The sequence below is a fragment of the Actinokineospora enzanensis DSM 44649 genome, from assembly GCF_000374445.1.
Lineage (GTDB): Bacteria > Actinomycetota > Actinomycetes > Mycobacteriales > Pseudonocardiaceae > Actinokineospora > Actinokineospora enzanensis.
In genome coordinates this window covers 16,057-38,430 of record NZ_KB894442.1, presented here as the reverse complement: position 1 = coordinate 38,430, position 22,374 = coordinate 16,057, and the positions used below count along the sequence as shown (strand labels likewise).

Sequence of the window (22,374 nt, the reverse complement as noted above, 5' to 3'; positions counted from 1 at the left end):
ACGGGAACCATGAACCTCGCTGCCGAGGTCCACCAGGCCTCCGGGGTGGCGGGCGCGGCGTGGCTGCTGCTCGTGCTGCCCGCGGCGGGCGCCGCGGTGCTGCTGCTCGGCGGCCGACGCACGGACAAGTGGGGCCACCTGCTCGGTAGCGCCACCGTCATCGCCGCGTTCGTGTACGGCGTGCTGCTGTTCTTCGACACGACCGGGCAGGGCACCGAGGACCGGCTGCGCGACCTGCACCTGTTCGACTGGATCCCGGTCAACGCGCTGGACGTCGAGTTCGGGCTGCGGCTGGACCCGCTGTCGGTGACCTTCGTGCTGCTGATCACCGGGGTCGGCTCGCTGATCCACATCTACTCGATCGGCTACATGTCGCACGAGCTGCGCGACCGGCGCCGGTTCTTCGCCTACCTGAACCTGTTCGTCGCGGCCATGCTGCTGCTGGTGCTGGGCAACAGCTTCGTGACCCTCTACTTCGGCTGGGAGGGCGTCGGTCTGGCGTCCTACCTGCTGATCGGGTGGTACCAGGGCAAGGACTTCGCGGCAACGGCGGCGAAGAAGGCGTTCCTGATGAACCGGGTCGGCGATGTCGGGCTGGCGCTGGCGATCTTCCTGATGTTCAAGAACATCGGCTCCACCCAGTACGACGTGGTGTTCGACAAGATCGGCCAGCAGTCCACCGGCGTGATCGTCGCCATCGGCGTGCTGCTGCTGCTCGGTGCCTGCGGCAAGTCCGGCCAGTTCCCGTTGCAGGCGTGGCTCCCGGACGCGATGGCCGGTCCCACACCGGTCTCCGCCCTGATCCACGCGGCCACCATGGTGACCGCGGGCGTGTACCTCATCGCCCGCTCCAGCCCGCTGTACTCGCTGGCGCAGGCCGGTGACGCCCGCCTGGTCGTGATGATCATCGGTGCGATCACGCTGTTGCTCGGCTGCATCATCGGCTGTGCCTACGACGACTTCAAGAAGGTCCTGGCGTACTCCACGGTGAGCCAGATCGGCTACATGATCCTGGCGGTCGGCCTCGGCCCGGCCGGGTACGCGCTGGGCATCCTGCACCTGCTCACGCACGGCTTCTTCAAGGCCGGGCTGTTCCTCGGTGCCGGTTCGGTCATGCACGGCATGAACGACGAGGGCGACATCCGCCGCCTCGGCGGTCTGGCGCGCAAGATGCCGATCACCTTCATCACCTGGACGCTCGGCTACCTCGCGCTGATCGGCTTCCCGTTCCTGTCCGGCTACTTCTCCAAGGACGCGATCATCGAGGCCGCGCTGGCCGAGGGCGGCACCCGGGGCTGGATCTTCGGCGGCATCGCGCTGCTCGGCGCGGGCCTCACCGCGTTCTACATGACCCGCCTGCTGATCCTGGTGTTCCTGGGCAAGCCGCGCTGGGAGAACCTGAAGTCCGCGGACGGGCGGTCCTACCACCCGCACGAGTCCGGCCCGACGATGACCATCCCGATGATCATCCTGGCGGTCGGCTCGGTGGCCGCCGGTGGCGTGCTGTCCGGGATGCTGCCGGAGTGGCTGGAGCCCGCGGTCGGCAAGCTGCAGGAGGAGCACGGCCCGCTGTCGGCGACCGTGGTCTCCGTGCTCACCGTGGTGATCTCCGCGCTCGGCGCAGGCATCGCGTTCCTGCTCTTCGGCCGCGGCGAGCAGCCGGTCACCCGCCCGCAGCGGGTGTCGTTCCCGGTCCGCGCCGCGCGCGCCGACCTGTACGGCAACCACCTCAACGAGGCGCTGATCTCCCGGCCCGGCGTCTGGCTCACCCGGTTCCTGGTGTTCGTCGACAACCGCGGCGTCGACGGCCTGGTCAACGGCATCGCGGCGGGCCTGGGCGGCAGCTCCGGCAGGCTGCGCAGGCTGCAGACCGGGTTCGTGCGCTCGTACGCGCTGTCCATGCTCGGAGGGTCGATCCTGGTGATCGCCGCACTGTTGATGGTGAGGTTCGCATGACCACGTCAGGGGCCCATTCCTGGCTGCTCGCCGCGCTGCTGCTGGTACCGCTGCTCGGCGCCGTGGTGGTCACCGCGCTGCGCGGCAACGACCACACCGCCAAGCTCGCCGCGCTGGCGTTCTCGGTCGCGGAGTTCGTGCTGGCCATCGTGTCCTGGGTGAACTTCCAGCCCGGCGGCGACCGGTTGCAGCAGGGCTTCTCGCTGACCTGGATCCCGTCCTTCGGCGTGCACATCTCGTTCGCCGTGGACGGCATCGCGCTGGTGATGATCGCGGTCATCGGGCTGCTGGTGCCGCTGGTGATCGGCGCGGGCTGGGTGGACAAGCTGCCCGAGGGCCGCACCAAGGGCGGCTTCTTCGCGCTGATCCTGCTGGAGCAGGCGCTCACCGTCGGCGTGTTCGCCGCGACCGACGTGTTCCTGTTCTACGTGCTGTTCGAGATCATGCTGATCCCGATGTACTTCCTGATCGGCTCCTACGGCGGCGCGCGCAGGCAGTACGCGGCGGTCAAGTTCTTCCTGTACTCGTTCCTCGGCGGCCTGATCATGCTGGCCTCGGTGATCGGCTGCTACTCGATGGCCGTGGACGAGCTGGGCGCGGGCACCTTCGACTGGGCCAAGCTGGTCCAGGTCGTGCACGACGCGCCGCTGTCCACCCAGATCTGGCTGTTCTTCGGCTTCTTCATCGCCTTCGCGGTCAAGGCCCCGCTGGTGCCGCTGCACACCTGGCTGCCGGACGCCACCGCCGAGGCGCCGATCGGCGTCGCGGTGCTGCTGGTCGGTATCCTGGACAAGGTCGGCACCTTCGGCTTCCTGCGCTACCTGCTGCCGATGTTCCCGGACGCCAGCAAGGAGCTCGCGCCGCTGGTGCTGGTGCTGGCCGTGGCAGGCGTGGTCTACGGCTCGCTGCTGGCCACCGGCCAGCGGGACATGAAGCGGTTCCTGGCCTACGTGTCCATCGCGCACTTCGGCTTCATCGCGCTGGGCATCTTCTCGTTCAGCTCGCAGTCGCTGACCGGCTCGGTCACCTACATGGTCAACCACAGCATCGCCACCGGGATGCTGATCCTGGTCGTCGGCATGGTGATCGCCCGCGGCGGCGGCTCCACCAGGGTCGCCGACTACGGCGGCATGGCCAAGCTGACCCCGCTGCTCGGCGGCGTGCTGCTCATCGCCGGGCTGAGCACGTTGTCGCTGCCCGGCACCAACTCGTTCGTCAGCGAGTTTCTCGTGCTCATCGGCTCGTTCCCGAACGCGCCGGTGTACACGACCATCGCCACCGTCGGCATGATCTTCGCCGCGCTCTACGTGCTCTGGCTCTACCAGCGGATCATGCAGGGCCCGCTGCGCGGTGACGCGCTGCTGCCCGGCGTGCCCTCCGCCGAGACCCCGGGCACCGACGGCTCCGGCGCCGTGCTGACCGCGCAGGCGGCCACCGGCACGAAGAAGATCGTCGACCTGGACACACGGGAGAAGCTGGTGCTCGCACCGCTGATCCTGCTGGTGGTGGGTCTGGGCCTGTACCCCAAGCCCGTGCTCGACACCGTGACCCCGACCGTGGACGCCACGATGTGCCAAGCGGCCCTGGTCGACCCGGTCCAGCCCGCAGAGAGGCAAGTGCAGTGTCGGTGATTTCCTCCGTGCTCCTGCTCGCGCAGGAGCAGCCAGCCGCGCCGCCGACGCAGGTCGAGGCGCCCTCGGTGACCGCGATCTGGCCGATCCTGATCGTGCTCGGCGCGGCCTGTGTCAGCGTGCTGCTGGAAGCGCTGCTGCCGCGGCACCTGCGCTGGTCGAGCCAGGTCGTGCTGTCGCTGCTGACCATCGCGGGCGCCGGGCTGGCCCTGGTGATCTACCTCAAGGACGCCCCGGTCAAGGGCGAGGTCGTGCTCAACGGCACGCTCGTGGTCGACCGGCCGGGTCTGTTCCTGTGGGGCACGCTGCTGGCCCTGTCACTGGGCGCGGTGCTGCTGATCGCCGACCGCTCGGTCGAGCCCGGCGGCGCGTTCGTGGCCAGCGCGGCGATCCGGCCGGGCACCATCCAGGACCGCGCGCAGGTCGCCTCGACCGGCATGCAGACCGAGGTCTTCCCGCTGACGCTGTTCGCGCTCGGCGGCATGATGACCTTCTGCGTGGCCAACGACCTGCTGACCATGTTCGTGGCGCTGGAAGTGCTGTCGCTGCCGCTGTACCTGATGTGCGGCCTGGCCCGGCGGCGCAGGCTGCTGTCGCAGGAAGCCGCGGTCAAGTACTTCCTGCTCGGCGCGTTCGCCTCGGCGTTCTTCCTCTACGGCGTGGCCCTGCTCTACGGCTACTCCGGCTCGGTGCGGATGTCCGACATCGCCTCCGCCGCGGCAGGCTCCGACCGCTCCGACACGCTGCTGTTCGCGGGCATGGGCCTGCTGGTGGTCGGCCTGCTGTTCAAGGCATCCGTCGGCCCGTTCCACACCTGGACCCCGGACGTCTACCAGGGCGCGCCGACCCCGGTCACCGCGTTCATGGGCGCCTGCACCAAGGTCGCGGCGTTCGGCGGCATCCTGCGTGTGTTGCAGGTGGCCTTCCAGTCGACGCAGTGGGAATGGCGCGGCGTGCTGTGGGGCGTGGCCATCGTGTCCATGGTCATCGGCGCGGTCCTCGGCCTCACCCAGACCGATGTGAAGCGCATGATCGCCTACTCCTCGGTGGCGCACGCGGGCTTCCTGCTGATCGGGGCCATCGCGCTGACCCAGAAGGGCCTGTCCGGCACGCTGTTCTACCTGCTCACCTACGGCTTCACCACGCTGGCCGCGTTCGGCGTGATCAGCCTGGTGCGCGACTCCTCCGGCGAGGCGACGCACCTGTCGCAGTGGGCGGGCCTGGCGAAGCGGTCACCGTTGCTGGCGGGCGTGTTCACGTTCCTGTTGCTGGCACTGGCGGGCATCCCGTTGACAAGCGGGTTCGTCGGCAAGTTCGTGGTGTTCGAGGCGGCACTGTCGGACGGCATGGGCCCGCTGGTGGTGATCGCGCTGATCGCCTCCGCGGTGGCGGCGTTCTTCTACCTGCGGGTGATCGTGCTGATGTACTTCAGCGAGCCCGCCGCGGACGGCCCCACGGTGACCGTGCCCGGCGCGTTCACCACGGCGGCGATCACCCTCGGCGTGCTCGTCACGCTGCTGCTCGGCGTTGCCCCGGCGTTCGCCCTCGACTGGGCGGGCAGCGGTGCCTTCGCCATCCAGTGATCACCCGGTGACCCGACGGGTCCGATAACGGCTTTTCCCCGAATCGAAGGCCATCTCCGCCCCGGCGGAGGTGGCCTTCGAGACATCCGGGGCGGTGTGCGGGGCGGTGGCCAGTAGGCTCGTTTTCACGGGCCAGCACTCTTCCTTTCAGCAGAGACCCAGACGACGGCCACAGTTGATCAGGAGCACCGCCGACGTGATTGCCACAGGGAGTCCCGGCCACCCCGGGAACGGGAAGGTCGCGGATGTCATCGGGGTTCCCGCGTTCCCCGGCCTCGACGGCGCCGACCCCGATCTGGTGCGGGTGGTCGTGGACGGCCTCGGCCGGGTCGAGGGGCTGCTGCGCGAGGTCGTGCACAGCGATGTGGACTTCGTCGACCAGGCCGCGCTGCACCTGGTCAAGGCCGGTGGCAAGCGCTTTCGCCCGTTGTTCACGCTGCTCGCCGCGCAGTTCAACCAGGGCGACTCGGCCGACGTGATCACCGCGGCGGCCGCGGTGGAGCTGGTGCACCTGGCCACGCTCTACCACGACGACGTGATGGACGAGGCCACCATGCGCCGCGGCGACGCGAGCGCCAACGCCAGGTGGAACAACTCCGTCGCCATCCTCACCGGCGACTTCCTGTTCGCGCACGCCTCGATGCTGGTCGCCGATCTCGGCGCGGAGGCCACCCGGGTGATCGCGGAGACCATGCGCGAGCTGGTCACCGGGCAGATGCGGGAGACCGTCGGCCCCGGCGCGGAGGACCCGATCGAGCACTACCTCTCGGTGATCGCGCAGAAGACCGGCTCGCTGATCGCCACCTCCGGCCGCTACGGCGGCATGTTCTCCGGCGCCCCGGCCGAGCAGGTCGCCGCGCTGTGCCGGTTCGGCGAGATCATCGGCGCGGCGTTCCAGATCTCCGACGACGTCATCGACATCGCCTCGCCCGCCGACGAGTCCGGCAAGACCCCGGGCACCGACCTGCGCGAGGGCGTGCGCACGCTGCCGATGCTCTACGCGCTGGCCGACGGCCCGGACCCGAGGCTGGCCGAGCTGCTCGCCGGGCCGATCGCCGACGACGCCGACATCGCCGACGCGCTGGCCCTGCTGCGCAAGTCCAGTGGCCTGGACCGCGCGCGGCGCACGCTGGACACCTACGTGGACCGGGCGCATGCCGAGCTCGTCGCTCTTCCGGGGTGTCCGGCCCGGGACGCGCTGGAGTTGTTGACACGGTACGTAGTCGAACGAACCCGATAAGGCACAGTTCGTCCACCGGCACTGTGACGTACCGGCTATTTGCGCGGCATGTCGGCGGGGGTCCGGTGGTCCGCAGTAACCTCCCCTAGGCTTGGTCAACCGTGTGACGCGCCGACGAGCGGCGCGACCGGGAGGGAGACGTCGGCGATGCCGTTCTTCGGGCAGGTGTGGGTGTGGAGCCTCGCCGGTTTCCTGGTCGGCGCGGCCCTGTGCTGGCTGCTGATCGGCAACCCCGCCCGCAAGCGCGTCACGGAGCTGGAAGGCGAGCTGGCCGAGGCGAAGGGCCGGGCGAACCGGGCCGAGCTGGAGTCCCGCGACTACGGCAGCGGCGCGAGCTCCCTGGTGCCCGGCTTCGGCGACACCCGCGACAACCTGACGCCCGCGCGGGTCGAGGAGCGACGCGTCGGGGGCGGCGGCGAGGACTCCATCCGCCGCGGCCTGCTGACCCTCTCCGACGAGGACGAGGGCGGCCTGCGCGCGCTGCCCGCACCCGCGTTCGGCGCCGACGACCACGATCACGAGCACGAGCACCGCGACCGGGATCTCGCGCACGACGGCCACGGCTACGACCGGGACCACCAGCAGGACGACCGGCTCGACCGAGATGACCACGACGGTCATGACGAGCGCGACGAGTATGACGACGACCTGGCAGGCGGGCGCGAGCACGGCTACGACGGCGCGCCCGAGCCGCGGCAGGCGCCCGAGGCGGCCGCCGAGCGCACCCAGTACATCCCGCCCGCGGTCGACTCCGCCCAGGCCACCCAGTTCGCCCGGCCCGCCGACTACGCCGCGGCCGACACCGGCGCCGAGACCGATCGGGACTGGTTCGGCGACCCGGTGGCCGGGCAGCAGGACCGCCGCCTGGTCGATGACCTGGACGGTGAGGACACCGCCCGCGGCCACGACTACCAGCACGGCGACCGCCAGGACTACGCCGAGCAGACCGCCGATGAGCACGGCGAACACAGCGGCTACGCCGACGAGGACGAGCGCCCGGCGCACGGCGACCTCACCGCCGAGCGTGGTGGCTATGCCAACGACTACGCCGACGACCAGGACGGCGAGTACGGCACCGACGAGGACGCCGACGCCGACCAGGACGCCGACTACGACGACGACACCGGCACGATCTTCACCCAGCACACCACGCCGATCTCCGGCGACCTGATCCGCGACCTGGACGCCGACGGCCGCGCCCGGGGCGTCGACCACGCCCTGGTCGACGACCTGGACGACGAGTCGGACCTGGACGACTTGGCCGCCGTGGACGGGCAGCCGCGCTCGCGGCACGCCTACGACGATTCTCCCGGCGGCGACCTCGCCGACGAGCACGCGGACGAGGACCACCCCGGGCCCGCCACCGAGGTCGACTACCAGCCGGTCGGCGGGCAGGCCACCGGCCTGTATCGCCCACCCCCCGCGCACGACCTGGACGAGCCGGAGCCCGCCGAGGCCACCCAGCTGGTGCCGGTGGTGCGCGACGAGCAGCCCGCCCAGGACCACCAGCACCGGGAAGAACTGCCCCGCCGGGAGGAACAGCGTCGGGAGCCCGCGCACGCGGCAGTGGAGCGCACCGAGATGGTGCCGCCGGTGCGCGCGCCCGAGCCGGAGCCTGTTCGGGCCGGGGTGGCCGACCAGCCCGGGTTCCAGCAGCCCATCGAGCCGACCCTGGCCTACGGCCAGACCCAGCCGGAAAGGATGTCGAACGTGTTGCCGAAGCGGATTCCCTCCAAGCCGCAGAACCGGTTCCCGTTCGGCGTGCAGACCTCCTCACCGGCGAACCCGGCCCCGACGCTGCCCGCGCCAACTCCGGCGGCCGAGCAGCGGCCCGTGGCCCAGTCCGCCACCAAGACCTCCGACCGCGAGCGCTCGCTGTTCGAGCCGATCCTGGCGGCCGAGCAGACCGCGGCTGGTGCCAAGCCTGCCCCGGCGGCGCAGCCGCAGCGGCTGCGCGGCGCCCGCACACTGCAGCAGGCGCCGTCCGGCGGGGTCGACCCGTTCGTGCCGCCCGGCCCGTTCGGCCCCGGCTCGGCCATGCCGCTGCCCGGCGGCCGCTCGCCGTCCAGCGAGTACACCATCAAGGCCAGCGTGACCGCGCTGCGCTACTGCGCCCCGGACTCGCCGAAGTTCGACCGCACGGTGGCCGAGGTGTGGTTCCGTTCGGTGGCCGACGCGGAGCGCGTCGGCTTCCGCCCGCTTGGCTGAGCCACTCGCCCGGGTGAGCCGCGCTCACCCGTACCGCCGACCCGGACCCCCGCCGAACTGGCAGTCACCCACTCAGGGTGCTACATAGATTTGGTGGGCGGAGGCGGCCCGGCGGCGAGGGCGAGGAGGCACCCCGGTGAGGCGACCGGTCCTGTGGTGCGTGCTGTCGTTCCTGCTCGGCCTGGGCATGGCCTGGTACCTGCTGGTGCGCAGACCCGCGCGCCAGGTATCCCCGCCGGTGGTCTGGCTGCCCCTGCGGCCCGCGCCGGAGCGGCCTGAGCAGCCGGAACCGGCCGAGTCCGCGGCGGCCGCCGACGGCGACTCGGACGGCGCCGCGCCCGGGGTGCGGATCCCGGCGCAGGCGCGCGAGGAGGACGAGGTCACCCGGGTCTCCGGCACCCTCGACGACGCCTTCACCGCCGACGCCGCCCCGGCGGGTCCCGGTGGCCTGGCCCCCTCCAACGAGTACACGGTCAAGGGCGCCCAGGGCGTCTTCCACACCACCGAGTCCCCGGACTACCCACTGGTCACCGCCACGGTCTGGTTCCGCACCGTGCCGGACGCCGAACGCGCGGGCTTCGTCCCGTGGGACCACAAGACCCGCCCGACACCCGGCTGAACGACAGCGGCCCCCGCCCGAAGCCGGGCAGGGGCCGCGTCGAGAACGCGAGAGCTCAGACAACGGTCCAGGTGTCCTTGCCGCGCAGCAGGTCGCCCAGGTTGGCGGCCCGCGTGGCCTTGGCCTCCTCGACCTGGGCGCGCGCCTGGTCGTCGTAGGTCGGGCGGGACACCGAGCGGAACACGCCGGTGACGGTGTAGCGCAGGTCCTGGGTGGAGAGCCGGGACAGCGCGAACGCGTAGGACGGGTCGGTCATGTGCGCGTCGTGCACGACCAGCTCCTCCTCGCCGACCTCGCTGACCTTGGCCACCTCCAGCGAGCCGAAGCCCGCGCGCACCACGCCGTACTCGCCCTCGGCGCCGAAGCGCACCGGCTTGCCGTGCTCCAGCGGGATCAGCCGCTGCTCGGCCTCACCCGGCTCCTTGAGCACGTCGAACGCGCCGTCATTGAAGATCGGGCAGTTCTGGTAGATCTCCACCAGGGCCGAGCCGCGGTGCTCGGCGGCCTGCCGCAGCACCTCGGTCAGGCCCTTGCGGTCGCTGTCCAGCGCCCGGCCGACGAAGCTGACCTCCGCGCCAAGCGCCAGCGACACCGGGTTGAACGGGTAGTCCAGCGAGCCCATCGGCGTCGACTTGGTGACCTTGCCCGCCTCCGAGGTCGGCGAGTACTGGCCCTTGGTGAGCCCGTAGATCCGGTTGTTGAACAGCAGGATCTTCAGGTTCACGTTGCGCCGCAACGTGTGGATCAGGTGGTTGCCGCCGATGGACAGCGCGTCGCCGTCCCCGGTCACCACCCAGACCGACAGGTCCGGGCGGGCGGTCGCCAGGCCGGTGGCGATGGCCGGGGCGCGGCCGTGGATGGAGTGCATCCCGTAGGTGTTCATGTAGTACGGGAACCGGGACGAGCAGCCGATGCCCGAGATGAAGACGATGTTCTCCCGCTTGAGGCCCAGCGTCGGCAGGAACGACTGCACGGCGTTGAGCACGACGTAGTCACCGCAGCCGGGGCACCAGCGCACCTCCTGGTCGGACTTGTAGTCCTTGGCCTTCTGCGGCTCGTCGCTGGTGGGCACCCCGGCCAGGCCGGGCAGGCCCAGATCGATCGTGGTCACGCGGCGTCGACCCCCTTCACGATGTCGGTGAGCACGTTCTGCAGTTCCTCGGCCTTGAACGGCAGCCCGGCCACCTTGGTGTAGCTGATGACGTCGACCAGGTACCTGCCCCGCAGCAGCAGCGCCAGCTGCCCGAGGTTCATCTCCGGCACCACGACCTTGTCGTAGCCGCGCAGCACGTCGCCCAGGTTGGCCGGGAACGGGTTGAGGTTGCGCAGGTGCGCCTGCGCGACGGAGAGCCCGAGCTTGCGCACCCGGCGGCAGGCGGCACCGATCGGGCCGTAGGAGGAGCCCCAGCCCAGCACCAGCACGCGGGCCTTGCCGGACGGGTCGTGCACCTCAAGGTCGGGCACCGGGATGCCGTCGATCTTGGCCTGGCGCAACCGGACCATGCGGTCGTGGTTGTCCGGCTCGTAGGAGATGTTGCCGGTGCCGTCGGCCTTCTCCAGACCGCCGATGCGGTGCTGCAGGCCCGGCGTGCCCGGCACCGCCCAGGCGCGGGCCAGCGTCTCCGGGTCGCGCAGGTACGGCCAGAACGAGCCGTCCGGGGCGTTGGGCTCGGTGGCGAACTCGACGCCCAGGTCGGGCAGGTCCTCGACGTCCGGGATCAGCCACGGCTCGGAGCCGTTGGCGACCGCGCCATCGGAAAGCAGCAGCACCGGCGTGCGGTACTTCAGCGCGATGTGTGTGGCCTCCAGCGCGGCGGCGAAGCAGTCGGCGGGCGACTGCGGCGCCACGATCGGCACCGGCGACTCGCCGTTGCGGCCGAACATCGCCTGCAACAGGTCGGCCTGCTCGGTCTTGGTCGGCAGACCGGTGGACGGCCCGCCCCGCTGCACGTCGATGACCAGCAGCGGCAGCTCGGTCATCACGCCGAGGCCGATGGTCTCCGACTTCAGCGCGATACCCGGCCCGGAGGTCGAGGTGACCCCGAGCGCGCCGCCGTAGCTGGCGCCCAGCGCGGCGCAGATGCCCGCGATCTCGTCCTCGGCCTGGAAGGTGGTGATGCCGAACTGCTTGTGCTTGGACAGCTCGTGCAGGATGTCCGAGGCCGGGGTGATCGGGTAGGTGCCCAGCAGCACCGGCAGCCTCGACTGCTGCGCGGCCGCGACGATGCCGTAGGCGAGCGCGGTGTTGCCGGTGATCTGCCGGTAGGTGCCCTGGGCCAGCTTGGCCGGGGCCACCTCGTAGGTGACCGCGAACGCCTCGGTGGTCTCGCCGTAGTAGAAGCCCGCGCGGAACGCGAGCACGTTCGCCTCGGCGATGTCCGGCTTCTTGGCGAACTTCTCGCGCAGGAACCGCTCGGTGCCCTCGGTCGGCCGGTGGTACATCCACGACAGCAGGCCGAGCGCGAACATGTTCTTGCAGCGCTCGGCGTCCTTCTTGCCGAGCCCGGTGTCCGCGAGCGCGCCCTGGGTCAGCGTGGCCATGGCCACCTGGTGCACCTGGTACGCCGCGAGGGTGTCGTCGTCGAGCGGGTTGGCGTCGTAGCCGACCTTGGTCAGGTTGCGCTTGATGAACTCGTCGGTGTTCACGATGAGCGTGCCGCCCGCGGGCAGGTCGGCGATATTCGCCTTGAGCGCGGCCGGGTTCATCGCCACCAGCACGTCCGGGCGGTCGCCCGGGGTGAGGATGTCGTAGTCGGCGAAGTGCACCTGGAAGCTGGAGACACCGGGGATGGTGCCCTGTGGTGCGCGGATCTCCGCCGGGAAGTTGGGCATGGTGGACAGGTCGTTGCCGAAGGCCGCGGCCTCCGAGGTGAAGCGGTCGCCGGTCAGCTGCATGCCGTCGCCGGAGTCGCCAGCGAACCGGATGACCACCCGGTCCAGCTTGGTGACCGCGGCGGGCCGCGTCGTCCCGGTGGCGTCGCCGCCACCCCCCACACCTGTGCTCATGAGCTCTCGCCGATCCCTCTCGTTCGACACCCGGACTGCGGGTCGCCTCCGGTCAACGGTAGGCATCGCACGACCCCGGACCCGTGCAACGCGCTACAGATCACAGTGCTGTGCGCGACCCCTCATCCCCAGTATCCGGTACCGGCCGGGTGGGAACCGCATCCGACTGTGACTTTCAGTCACACTTATCCCGGATAATGGACGTCGGCGTCCGTTCCATCCGCCGACCGCGCCAGCCTATTCGGTGTCCCTAAGGCCGATCTTGGCCTTCATCGCGGCCAGCAACCGGGCGAACTCGGGTGCGTCCATCGAGGCGACCTGCTTCACCAGTTCGGCCTCGACCGCGTCCGCGTGGCTATCGGTGATCGCGTTCACGCGCAATGAATCCTTGATCGCCACGACCAGGTCGCGCGGGGCCTTCGCGGCGGGCAGCGCCAGCTCCACGGCCGCATCCACCAGCGCGTCATGCCCGCCGTCGACGGTGGTGAGGGTGAGCCCGACCCGCCGCGCCTCGGCCGCGTCCGGCACGTGCCGGAACAGGGTCATCGCGGTCGCCGTCTGCGGGCCGACGATCCGGTCCAGCATCCAGGTCATCCCACCGCCGGGGTGGATGCCCAGTTGCAGGAACCGCGCCTCGAACCGGGCCCGCGGCCCCCCGATCCGCACATCCGCGGCCAGCGCCAGGTTCAACCCGGCCCCCACCGCGGCTCCACCGACAGCCGCGACGGTCGGCAGCGAGCACCGCGCCACGGCGAGGAACCCGGCGTATATCCCGCGCAGCCCCTCCGCCCGCGACTCGCCCAGCTCGGTCAGGTCGGCCCCGGCGCAGAACGCGGGTGGCGCCCCGGTGACCACGATCGCGGACGTGCCCGGGTCGGCCTCGCACTCGGCGACCAGCTTGGCCAGCCGCCCGGACATGGCCAACGTCAGCGCATTGCGCCGCTCGGGGGCGTTGAGCGTGAGCACGGCGACGCCGTCGCGCCGCTCCAGCAGGACGGGTTCGGCGGTCATGACCCCTGACTGTAGTGATCCGTCAGCTGTGTTCCGGCGCGGGCGGGCGCTCCAAAAGAGTGGAGAGCACGACGGTCGAGACCGTCCGCGACACCATGTCCACCGCCCGCAGCCGCTCCAGCGCGTCCTCCAGGTGGTGGATGTTCGCGGCCCGCAGGTGCACGATCGCGTCCGCCGCCCCGGAGACCGTGTAGGCGGCCACCACCTCCGGCAGCGGCTCCAACCGCTGCCGGATCCGGTCCGGCGACACGTTCCCCTGACAGTGCACCTCGACGAACGCCTCGGTGCCCCAACCGAGCGCCTCCGGGTTGACCACGGCGGTGAACCCGCGCAGCACCCCGGTCTCCAACAGCCGGTCCACCCGCCGCTTCACCGCGGGCGCCGACAGCGACACGGCCTTCCCGATATCGGCGTAACTCGACCGGGCGTCGGCCACGAGCTGAGCAATGATTCGCTGATCGATCGTGTCCACACGCAACATTCTGCATGCACAAGGGCGCCTCAGCGACATTGATGCCTGCACTCGCCGCCCTTACATTTCGATCCATGACTTCAGCACCCGTTCGCCTGGCCGGTGCGACCCGCCTCGGCACCACGCGCCGCTACCTCATGTGCGCGCCCCGGTTCTTCACGGTCGAGTACTCGATCAACCCGTGGATGGACCCCACCCGCCCGGTGAGCACCGACCGGGCCGTGGCCGAGTGGACGGCGCTGAAGGACACCTACGAACGCCTCGGCCACCGCGTCGAGACCATCGACCCGGCCCCCGGCCTCCCCGACATGGTCTTCGCCGCCAACTCCGGCACGGTCATCGACGGCCGGGTCCTGGGCGCCCGCTTCCGCGCCCCCCAACGCACGGCGGAGGCCGACCACTACCGCACCTGGTTCCTCGACCACGGCTACCGCGACGTCGTCATGCCCCAACGCGTCAACGAGGCCGAGGGCGACCTCACCTGGACCGGCGACCTGCTGTTGGCGGGCACCGGCTTCCGCACCGACCCCGGCGCCCACGCCGAAGCCCAGGAGGTCCTCGGCGTCCCGGTCGTGTCCCTGCACCTGGTCGACCCCCGCTACTACCACCTGGACGTGGCCCTCTTCGTCATCTCCGAGGCCACCCCCACCACCCGGGCCCACATCGCCTACTACCCCGAGGCGTTCTCCCCGGGCACTCAGCAGGCCCTCCGCCGCCTCTACCCCGACGCCATCCTCGCCACCGCGGAAGACGCCGCCTGCCTGGGCCTCAACGCCGTCTCCGACGGCCACAACGTGATCCTCCCCCAGGAAGCCACCCACCTCGCCGGTGAACTGGTGACCCACGGCTACACCGTCCACTTCGTCGACATCACCGAACTCCGCAAGTCCGGCGGCGGCCCGAAGTGCTGCACGATGGAACTACGCGGATAAGGGTCGCGGAATGTCGTCCCCTGGTGCTGGAATGTCGTTAGAGTCGTCGAAAGCGGGGCACTCCGCCTGCGGCGGTCGTTCCAGTAGAGGGGTGTTTGATGAGTATCAGCGTGCAACCGGAGAAGCCGAAGACGCCGGTGTTCCTGAGTGCGGGTGTGGTCGAGGAGCCGAAGGTGGTTCCCGTGCAACGTGCCGAGGTGAATGGGCCGGTGTTCAGCGCGCAGAAGGACTGATGCGGGCCGGTGCGGGCGTTGGGGGGTGTGGGGGCGAGGATGAGGGGTGATGAGCACGCACCCCGAGACGCGTAGGCGCTCGCGCAGGCAAGAGACGCGGTTGTGGCGCGTTCCCGTGGTCCGGGTCGAGCGGGTGACGCCGCGGATGGCGCGGGTGACCGTGCGGCACGAGTCGTTGGCGGGGCTCGCGGGGGCGGGGACCGACCAGAACGTGATGCTCTACTTCTTTCCCGACGACACCGAGCTGCCCGAGCCGCTCACCCTGGAGTCCGTGCGCGCCCGCTGGTCCCAGGTGCGGCCGCTGACCAGGACATACACCATCCGCAGGCACGACCCGGCCACCAACGAGGTCGACTTCGACCTGGTCCTGCACGGCGACGCGGGCCCGGCCTCGGCCTGGGCGTCCCGGGTCCGGCCGGGCGACGAGATGATCTTTGTCGGGCCGTCGCCCGCCTACCAGCCCGATCCCGCCGCCGACTGGTATCTGCTGGCCGGGGACGAGACCGCGTTGCCCGCCATCACCGCCATTCTCGGCGCGCTGCCGTCCGAGAAGCGGGCCATCGCGTATGTGGAGGTCGCCGATGCGGCCGAGGAACAGCCGATCCCGGGCGTCATCTGGCTGCATCGTGACGGCGTCCCGGCGGGGGAGAGCACCGCGCTCGTCGATGCCGTCCGCGCGGCGGAGCTGCCCGAGGGGCTGCCGGAGGTGTGGATGGCCGGTGAACGGACGTCGATGCTCGCGGTGCGCGCCCACCTTTTGGATGAACGTGGTTACCCCCGCCAGCGCGTCCGCCCCACGACCTACTGGCGTTTGGGCGAAAGCGGCAACTGAGCTTCTTCCTCCCACCATCGCGGACTTGTGGGACACGGCCTGGTCCACTGTCCGGTTGGAACTTCTCGCGCCGGGTGGTCGTTGAATACTGCGGACTGGAACGAAGACGAGAACGACGAGGAGGTGCGGCGTGCACGGTCACTTCAACGGGCTCAAGACCGCCCTCCTGCTGGGCGGGCTCACCACACTGATCCTGCTCGTGAGTTCTCTCTTCGGCCGCACGGCGCTGCTCGTCGGCGCGGTGCTCGCGCTGGCCGTCAACGGCTACGCCTACTTCAACTCCGACAAGCTGGCCCTGCGCGCGATGCGGGCCCGGCCGGTGTCGCAGGCCGAGCAGCCCGCGCTGTACCGGATCGTGCGCGAGCTGGCCACCACCGCCCGCCAGCCCATGCCGCGCCTCTACCTGAGCCCCACCGACGCCCCCAACGCGTTCGCGACCGGCCGCAGCCCGCGCAACGCGGCCGTCTGCTGCACCACCGGCCTGCTCGACCTACTCGACGAACGCGAACTCCGCGGCGTCCTGGGCCACGAACTGTCCCACGTCTACAACCGGGACATCCTCATCTCCTGTGTCGCGGGCGCTCTCGCGGGAATCGTCAGCATGCTCGCCAGCCTCGCCCTTTTCGCAGGCGTCTTCACCGACGACGACGATGACCGCGCCAACCCGATCGCCCTGCTGCTGGTCTCGTTGCTCGGCCCCATCGCCGCCACCATCGTCCAGATGGCCGTCAGCCGCTCCCGCGAATACCAGGCCGACGAGTCCGGCGCCCGCCTCACCGGCGACCCGCTGGCCCTGGCCTCCGCCCTCCGCAAACTCGACCAGGGCACCCGACACGCCCCCCTGGCCCCCGAACCCGCGGTCGCCGCCCAGTCCCACCTGATGATCGCCAACCCGTTCCGCCCCGGCGACGGCGTCGCCCGGCACTTCTCCACCCACCCGCCGATCGCCGACCGAATCGCCCGCCTCGAACGCATGGCCCGCGACGGCTTCTGACCCGGCACTCGCGCGTCCGGCGTGCGCCAACCCCCGGCGTTTCGACCGTTCTCGGCCTTCGAGGGCCAGACCAAGCTCCGCCACGGTCACTCGGGTGCGGCGCCGACCGGGCAGTCGTCCCAATAGGTCGATCCCCGCGCGGGTGAGTCGGGCCAACTCGTCGCCGTACCTCGTGGCATTACCACGATCTTGGGCACACCGGAGGACAGATCCGTTGGAGCAGCGCAAGATCCTGGCCACGTGGTGCCCAGGTGCGTGCGAAGAGGTTCCAGCCAGCGGGATTCGGACCCGATGATCAGCCCGTGGCGCCCGCCGCGCGAGCTACGCCCATGACGTAGTCGCCGTAGCCGGACTTGGCGAGTTTGGCGCCAAGGGCGTAGCACTCGTCCGGTGTGATGAAACCGCGGTCGAGGGCGATTTCCTCCAGGCAGGCGATGCGGACGCCGGTGCGGTGCTCCAGGACCTGCACGAACTGGCCCGCCTCCAGCAGCGAGTCGTGGGTGCCGGTGTCCAGCCAGGCGAAGCCGCGGCCCATGTCCAGTAAACGGGCGCGGCCCTGGCGCATGTACTCGACGTTGACGTCGGTGATCTCCAGTTCGCCCCGGGGGGACGGGGCGAGGCCCTTGGCGATCTTGACCACGTCGTTGTCGTAGAAGTACAGCCCGGTGATGGCCCGGTTGGACCGCGGCTGGGCGGGCTTCTCCTCGATGGAGACCAGCCTGCCCTCGGCGTCGACCTCGCCGACGCCGTAGCGCTGCGGGTCCTTGACCGGGTAGCCGAACAGCACCGCGCCGTCCAGGTCGGCGATGTGGGCCTGCATGAGCTGCGAGAAGCCCTGGCCGAAGAAGATGTTGTCGCCGAGCACCAGCGCGACGTGGTCGTCGCCGATGAAGTCCTCGCCGATGATGAACGCCTCGGCCAAGCCGTTGGGCTGGGGCTGCTCGGCGTAGCCGAAGCGCACCCCGTACTGGCTGCCGTCGCCGAGCAGGCGGCGGAAGTTCGGCAGGTCGGTGGGCGTGGAGATGATCAGGATGTCCCGGATGCCTGCCAGCATCAGCACCGACAGCGGGTAGTAGATCATCGGCTTGTCGTAGACGGGCAGCAGCTGCTTCGACACCGCCTGGGTGATCGGGTGCAACCTGGTGCCACTGCCCCCGGCGAGGACGATGCCCTTCATCACGGCTCCCCTGTCGTATCCCAACTCGCACCTGATGGAAGCCCCCGGAACTCAAGGCTGCCTAGTGGCGGGGACGGATCCCCCACGAATGCATCGCGACCGACCGGTGTCGGGTTACCTGGGTGACCGACGACACAGGGGGCGAGCCCGACCGGCCCGCCCCTGTTCGCGCTGGTCAGCGTTAGTTCGTGAACCGCGCCCTACCCTGGGCAACCCTAGCGGGAGACTTCTGACCTGCGGACTGGTGCCGTTGCGTGATGGCTGGTGCGGACTGGTGCCATGCTGGATCCGCACCCGACTTGTACCGGCCAGACATCGAAGCGGAACGACGCGCGCTACACTCTGTTCCTGCAAAAACGCCACTGAGCTTGCAGAATAGGCGTAACTACGCCTTTTGAGTAAGTTATGACGTTTGCGGCTAGTTGCCAGTGTCGTGACGAACGGCTGATAAACGTCTCGGATCACCCTGAGCCCGAGTCCCTCAACGCTGCGGATCTTTCGGCCCGGATCAAACATATGTTGAGGACCTCTGGATAACGTCCATATGGGCCTGGCGGTACGTCAGTACAGCTGAGAGAGGGATGGTTGTGGCGGGTCTTGACTTTGCGATGTTGGCGGAGTTTGCCAGGGTGGACTCAGGCGGCCTGTTGACCGTCGTCGGTGGCGGCTTCGATCGCATGGAGGTTCGCTCGTCTGGCCTAGTGCAACAGGTACACCTAGTGATGCGGTTCAACTTGGGCGATGGTGAGACCTCTGTCGGCTTCGGTGTTCGTGTGCTCACCCCTGGCGACCCGGTCTTTCAAGTCGAGGTCTCAGGACTTGCCGTGACTGACAACCGCGAAGCGGATGCGCCTGTTGCTCGCCACGCCGTAACCGTCATTCCGTTGGGATTCCCGGTCGCAGTCTCCGGGAGCTACGCCCTGGAGATCCAGGTTGATGGTCAGGTCGTGGGCTCCCTTCCGTTCGAAGTTCGCATCGTCGCTGGGACTGCGAGCTGAGATGCGCCTGCAGTTCTCGGGACACGCGCGCAGGCGCATGGCGCAGCGAGGGATCACCGAGAGTGATGTTTTAACCTGTTGGGTAACTTCAACACCCGCATCGTGAAAGAGGCCAGTTCCACCTACATTGGCGACGTGGGAACACGTACGCTGAAGGTCGTTGTTGCAACGGACAGGGATGGCGACACCGAGAAGTTCATCATCACGACCGTATGGAAGGGCGACGATGACAACTAGCCACGGCATCTCCTTGGAGATCGACCAAGAGGCTGGTGCCGCGTACCTGCAGTTCAGCGCGGCTGCAGTCGCTCGCAGCGTTGAGTTCAACGACTCCATCGTTGTCGATCTGGATGAGCACGGTGTCACTGTCGGTATCGAGATTCTCGACCTGGACGCCTCGGTGCCGCTGGATGAACTGGTCGTGAAGTACCACATCCGGAGCGAGTCACTCGCTGTGCTGCTGCAGGCTATGCGGTCTTCGACGCCTGCTCGCACGTACGCGGCTGGCTCCGTGGCGACGTTCAGTCAGCCGCTCCAGATGCTGACGGCCTCTCCCGGCCTGTAACCTGCCTCACAATTGACTCCGGCCTGTCGCGGGCGATAGCACCTCCTTTGTTGAACATTTCCCCAGGTCGGGGCCATTTGTTCATGATCAACTCAACCGGTGCCGATCATCCATAGTGGACACTTCGGGTGGCTTTCGCCACCACAAGGAGCGGGGTTCCCGTCATCCCGTCACCCTGGCGTCAGCCCTGCAGGGTAGGAGAGGGCGCAACCCTCCATGACCGGGGTGGCGAGTGCGCGTGTGTGACTGAGGATTGTGCCCCCAGCGTGGTCGAGGGTTACGCCCTCTCTCCGGCCCTGGTAGCCCTCGGGAAGGTTGTCGGGATGATGGTTTGCCCCCGACGAACCGCAAGTGTTCATGGTTGCCGTCATCCCGGAGACCTGTCCACCCGGCGAGGGCAATCTCTCGGGCCGCATCCGATCGCTCAACCGTCGTCCGGTGGTTGTTGCGCTCCTCCGGCTCCTGTGTGCTGTTGGGTGGTTGTCGCGCCTCGGCGGTCGGTGTCCGCGCGGAGACCGACCGCGGATTGCGTCGACCACAGGACCAGCTCGCGATGGGCCACACCGACTATCACCCTGGACACCTATGTCGGGTACTGGCCGGAGACCCGCAACCTGGCCGATGCCTCGCTCGGATTTACCCGGAGTGTACCGGGGACCGCTGCGTGAGGCATCGGCGCAGGTCAGCGGGGGGTCACCGGTAGTTCGTGAACTGCAGGGCGATGCCGAAGTCGCTGTTCTTCAGCAGCCCGATCACGTCCTGCAGGTGGTCCTTCTTCTTGGCCGACACGCGCAGCTGGTCGCCCTGGATCTGGGCCTGGACGCCCTTGGGCCCCTCGTCCCGGATCTTCTTGGCGATCTCCTTCGCCTTCTCCGTGGAGATGCCCTGCACCAGCGTCCCGGTCACCCGGTACACCTTCTTGCCGGACGGCCTCGGCTCCCCGATGTCGAACGCCTTCTGCGAGACGCTGCGCTTGATCAGCTTCTCCTTGAAGACGTCGATCGCGGCCGCGCACCGCTCCTCGGTCTCCGCCTCGAAGGTGATCGCCTCGTCCCCCGACCAGCTCACCTTCGCCCCGGTGTTGCGGAAGTCGAACCGGGTGGTCAACTCCTTCGCCGCCTGGTTGAGCGCGTTGTCCACCTCCTGCCGGTCGACCTTGCTCACCACGTCGAATGACGGGTCCGCCACGTGCCACGCACCTCCGCGTTCATGGGATGTTCAGGTCGGCACGGATGCTACCGCCGCCACCCCCGAGCGGACCCCCGCCGCGCAAAAGGGGGGACCCGTTGGAACCAGCCCGTGCCCGTTGGGTAAGGTTCCCCCCGTCCGGCAACGGACACCCCGGCGGGTTGCCCGAGCGGCCAATGGGAGCGGACTGTAAATCCGTCGCGAAAGCTACAGAGGTTCGAATCCTCTACCCGCCACACCTGCGAAAACACCCCCATGACCTGCGTAAACAGGGCACGGGGGTGTTTGTGTTCTGTCCGGTTGTGTCCGACCGAATCCGGTCGATTGCGGGTGTCTGTACCGAGGACGTACCGAAGGGCTGGCGCGGTCACATGGATGCGATGAGCTGCCGGGCCCTGCCCTCTCCCGCGTCGATATACGCGGCGTAGACGCGCATCAGCACGGCGAGGCTGTGCCCCGCCCACGCTGCCACGCGGGCAGCCTCCACTCCGAGGATGAGCCAGAAGGACACGCACGCGTGACGAAGGTCGTAGGGGCGCTTCGCCAGCGCCGACGCGGCCACCTCCGGCGTGAACGCGACTTCCCGGGCCTGGGACCACACGCGGCAGTAGGTCGAGCTGCCGATGCGACCGCCGCGCTCGGCGACGAAGAGCAACCCGTCCAGCAGGATGCCGAACTCGTCCACGTGCTCGTACAGGATCAACGCCAACTCAGGGGCCATGGGCGCGCGCCGAAACTCGTCTTCGGCGCGATGCTTCAGCCCGCGCTCTTCGTTGGGTCGTCCACTGTCGGTCCACGCACCGCCGACCTCCGGCGTGGCCACGGCGACGTTGATGTCACCGGTCTCGGTGACTCGCCATTTCTGCGCGTCCTCGTCCCACACGCGAGGCGGTAGCACGAGGTCGGCGCGACGCAGGGCCGTGACCTCCTCCGGACGTAGCCCCGCGAAGAACATCACGGCGAAGAACGCGACCAACTTGCGTCCTGTGCGGCCGATCTTCCGCACCTCGGCGAGGATCGTCCGGAACTGAACGGCGTTGATCACGGACCGCCGGTCGACTTGGCGTACGGCCTGCTTGCGCTTCTTCACAGCGCCGTTCTTGAGCGGGTTGGTCGTCAAGATCTTCTCTTCGACGCACGCGTAGTCCAGTGCCACTCCGAGAGTTACCCGGCGCAGTCGGATCGTGTTCGGTGCCGCTCGATGTCCGTCCATCTTGCGCTCAATCTTTGTCAGCACCTCGCGTAGCACACTCGGCTCTTCCAAATCGCTTACCGGTCTGGTGTTCGCGACCAGCCAGATCAGGGCGTCCGCGATATCCGGCGGGTGCCCGGTGTCCCTGCGGTTGGGGCTGAACGCCCGGCGCATCGCTTTCCGGAGTACCTCGTCCGATGGGCGGTCCTTCCTGGGCACTGTCAGAGCCAGGGTTATGGGCACCAGGGTGTCGGCAACCGTCCGCCGTTGACCGGGTGACGATTCGTCCCACTTGGCATCCACGAGATTGCATGCGTGCTGGAACCAGGAGATGTGCTTGGTCTCCTTGCGCAGCAACGTCAGCGGAAGACCGGATTTGAGGTCGAACGCCTCACCCTTTCGGGACGTGCTGACCAGCGTCGACCGGAAGCTGTCCGCGAGCGCCTCGGTCTTGAACGGCTTCTTGAACCGCTGCCGGGACACCGACCACTGCACCCAGTAGGTGGTTGTGCGTTTCCCCTGGTAGATGTCGGTGGC

The 22,374-nt window shown here is 69.2% G+C and carries 20 protein-coding genes and 1 tRNA gene; 14 read left to right on the top strand and 7 right to left on the bottom strand.

All coding sequences use genetic code 11. The annotated features are described in order from the left end of the window. The first annotated feature begins 45 nt into the window (after positions 1-45). From nuoL to C503_RS0132280, 6 genes are all read left to right on the top strand, one after another. Complete coding sequence (gene nuoL, locus C503_RS0132305; RefSeq protein WP_026316924.1) at positions 46-1,956, top strand: NADH-quinone oxidoreductase subunit L; 1,911 nt, start codon at positions 46-48, stop codon at positions 1,954-1,956. After that, positions 1,953-3,587, top strand: a complete 1,635-nt coding sequence (locus C503_RS0132300) for an NADH-quinone oxidoreductase subunit M (protein ID WP_018686370.1) — start codon at positions 1,953-1,955, stop codon at positions 3,585-3,587. Before nuoL ends, C503_RS0132300 begins: the two co-directional genes overlap by 4 nt. Before the next feature lie 14 nt (positions 3,588-3,601). Continuing rightward, positions 3,602-5,170: an NADH-quinone oxidoreductase subunit NuoN gene (nuoN, locus tag C503_RS0132295; protein WP_156893666.1), complete on the top strand. Its 1,569-nt coding sequence runs from the start codon at positions 3,602-3,604 to the stop codon at positions 5,168-5,170. 250 nt (positions 5,171-5,420) lie between these two features. After that, positions 5,421-6,410, top strand: coding sequence for a polyprenyl synthetase family protein (locus C503_RS0132290; protein WP_026316922.1), 990 nt, complete (start codon positions 5,421-5,423; stop codon positions 6,408-6,410). 147 nt (positions 6,411-6,557) lie between these two features. After that, complete coding sequence (locus tag C503_RS48245) at positions 6,558-8,618, top strand: sunset domain-containing protein (protein WP_020608214.1); 2,061 nt, start codon at positions 6,558-6,560, stop codon at positions 8,616-8,618. Positions 8,619-8,754: 136 nt separating this feature from the next. Then, positions 8,755-9,237 (top strand): sunset domain-containing protein, encoded by a 483-nt coding sequence (locus tag C503_RS0132280; protein ID WP_156893664.1) that lies wholly within the window; start codon positions 8,755-8,757, stop codon positions 9,235-9,237. Positions 9,238-9,292: 55 nt separating this feature from the next. Here C503_RS0132280 and C503_RS0132275 read toward each other — a convergent pair whose 3' ends face one another. The 4 genes from C503_RS0132275 to C503_RS0132260 all read right to left on the bottom strand — a co-directional run bounded on the left by C503_RS0132275 (position 9,293) and on the right by C503_RS0132260 (position 13,726). Then, positions 9,293-10,348: a 2-oxoacid:ferredoxin oxidoreductase subunit beta gene (locus tag C503_RS0132275; protein WP_018686367.1), complete on the bottom strand. Its 1,056-nt coding sequence runs from the start codon at positions 10,346-10,348 to the stop codon at positions 9,293-9,295. Further along, on the bottom strand, positions 10,345-12,243 hold the full coding sequence (locus tag C503_RS0132270; RefSeq protein WP_018686366.1) for a 2-oxoacid:acceptor oxidoreductase subunit alpha: 1,899 nt from the start codon (positions 12,241-12,243) through the stop codon (positions 10,345-10,347). The genes C503_RS0132275 and C503_RS0132270 overlap by 4 nt, the downstream gene beginning before the upstream one ends. A 237-nt stretch (positions 12,244-12,480) precedes the next feature. Then, positions 12,481-13,254: an enoyl-CoA hydratase gene (locus tag C503_RS0132265; protein WP_018686365.1), complete on the bottom strand. Its 774-nt coding sequence runs from the start codon at positions 13,252-13,254 to the stop codon at positions 12,481-12,483. A 22-nt stretch (positions 13,255-13,276) separates the two neighbouring features. Continuing rightward, positions 13,277-13,726 carry an Lrp/AsnC family transcriptional regulator gene (locus C503_RS0132260; protein WP_018686364.1) on the bottom strand — a complete coding sequence of 150 codons (450 nt, stop codon included), beginning with the start codon at positions 13,724-13,726 and terminating at the stop codon, positions 13,277-13,279. A 74-nt stretch (positions 13,727-13,800) separates the two neighbouring features. Here C503_RS0132260 and ddaH point away from each other — a divergent pair, with 74 nt between their 5' ends. The 4 genes from ddaH (at position 13,801) to htpX (ending at position 16,717) form a co-directional block, all read left to right on the top strand. Next, positions 13,801-14,658 (top strand): dimethylargininase, encoded by an 858-nt coding sequence (gene ddaH, locus C503_RS0132255; RefSeq protein WP_245572640.1) that lies wholly within the window; start codon positions 13,801-13,803, stop codon positions 14,656-14,658. Between the two features lie 98 nt (positions 14,659-14,756). Next, positions 14,757-14,891 (top strand): hypothetical protein, encoded by a 135-nt coding sequence (locus tag C503_RS48660; protein ID WP_018686362.1) that lies wholly within the window; start codon positions 14,757-14,759, stop codon positions 14,889-14,891. Positions 14,892-14,940: 49 nt separating this feature from the next. Next, entirely contained in the window at positions 14,941-15,723 is a 783-nt protein-coding gene (locus C503_RS0132245) for a siderophore-interacting protein (protein WP_026316920.1), read from the top strand. A 130-nt stretch (positions 15,724-15,853) separates the two neighbouring features. Then, positions 15,854-16,717 carry a zinc metalloprotease HtpX gene (gene htpX / locus C503_RS0132240; protein WP_018686360.1) on the top strand — a complete coding sequence of 288 codons (864 nt, stop codon included), beginning with the start codon at positions 15,854-15,856 and terminating at the stop codon, positions 16,715-16,717. 295 nt (positions 16,718-17,012) lie between these two features. On the opposite strand, the gene rfbA is transcribed toward htpX, so the two are convergent. Further along, positions 17,013-17,894 carry a glucose-1-phosphate thymidylyltransferase RfbA gene (rfbA, locus tag C503_RS0132235; protein ID WP_018686359.1) on the bottom strand — a complete coding sequence of 294 codons (882 nt, stop codon included), beginning with the start codon at positions 17,892-17,894 and terminating at the stop codon, positions 17,013-17,015. Positions 17,895-18,481: 587 nt separating this feature from the next. Here rfbA and C503_RS47050 point away from each other — a divergent pair. The 3 genes from C503_RS47050 (at position 18,482) to C503_RS43765 (ending at position 19,457) form a co-directional block, all read left to right on the top strand. After that, entirely contained in the window at positions 18,482-18,892 is a 411-nt protein-coding gene (locus tag C503_RS47050; RefSeq protein WP_169514641.1) for a DUF6941 family protein, read from the top strand. 78 nt (positions 18,893-18,970) lie between these two features. Next, on the top strand, positions 18,971-19,129 hold the full coding sequence (locus C503_RS47040) for a hypothetical protein (protein ID WP_169514638.1): 159 nt from the start codon (positions 18,971-18,973) through the stop codon (positions 19,127-19,129). Further along, complete coding sequence (locus C503_RS43765) at positions 19,119-19,457, top strand: DUF2283 domain-containing protein (RefSeq protein WP_018686357.1); 339 nt, start codon at positions 19,119-19,121, stop codon at positions 19,455-19,457. Before C503_RS47040 ends, C503_RS43765 begins: the two co-directional genes overlap by 11 nt. A gap of 693 nt (positions 19,458-20,150) precedes the next feature. On the opposite strand, the gene C503_RS0132220 is transcribed toward C503_RS43765, so the two are convergent. Beyond that, positions 20,151-20,645, bottom strand: coding sequence for a YajQ family cyclic di-GMP-binding protein (locus tag C503_RS0132220; RefSeq protein WP_018686356.1), 495 nt, complete (start codon positions 20,643-20,645; stop codon positions 20,151-20,153). A 155-nt stretch (positions 20,646-20,800) separates the two neighbouring features. Between C503_RS0132220 and C503_RS0132215 the strand changes: the two genes are divergently transcribed. After that, positions 20,801-20,881 (top strand) — tRNA-Tyr (locus tag C503_RS0132215). A 131-nt stretch (positions 20,882-21,012) separates the two neighbouring features. On the opposite strand, the gene C503_RS0132210 is transcribed toward C503_RS0132215, so the two are convergent. Then, positions 21,013-22,332: a tyrosine-type recombinase/integrase gene (locus C503_RS0132210; RefSeq protein ID WP_156893662.1), complete on the bottom strand. Its 1,320-nt coding sequence runs from the start codon at positions 22,330-22,332 to the stop codon at positions 21,013-21,015. Between the last annotated feature and the right edge of the window lie 42 nt (positions 22,333-22,374).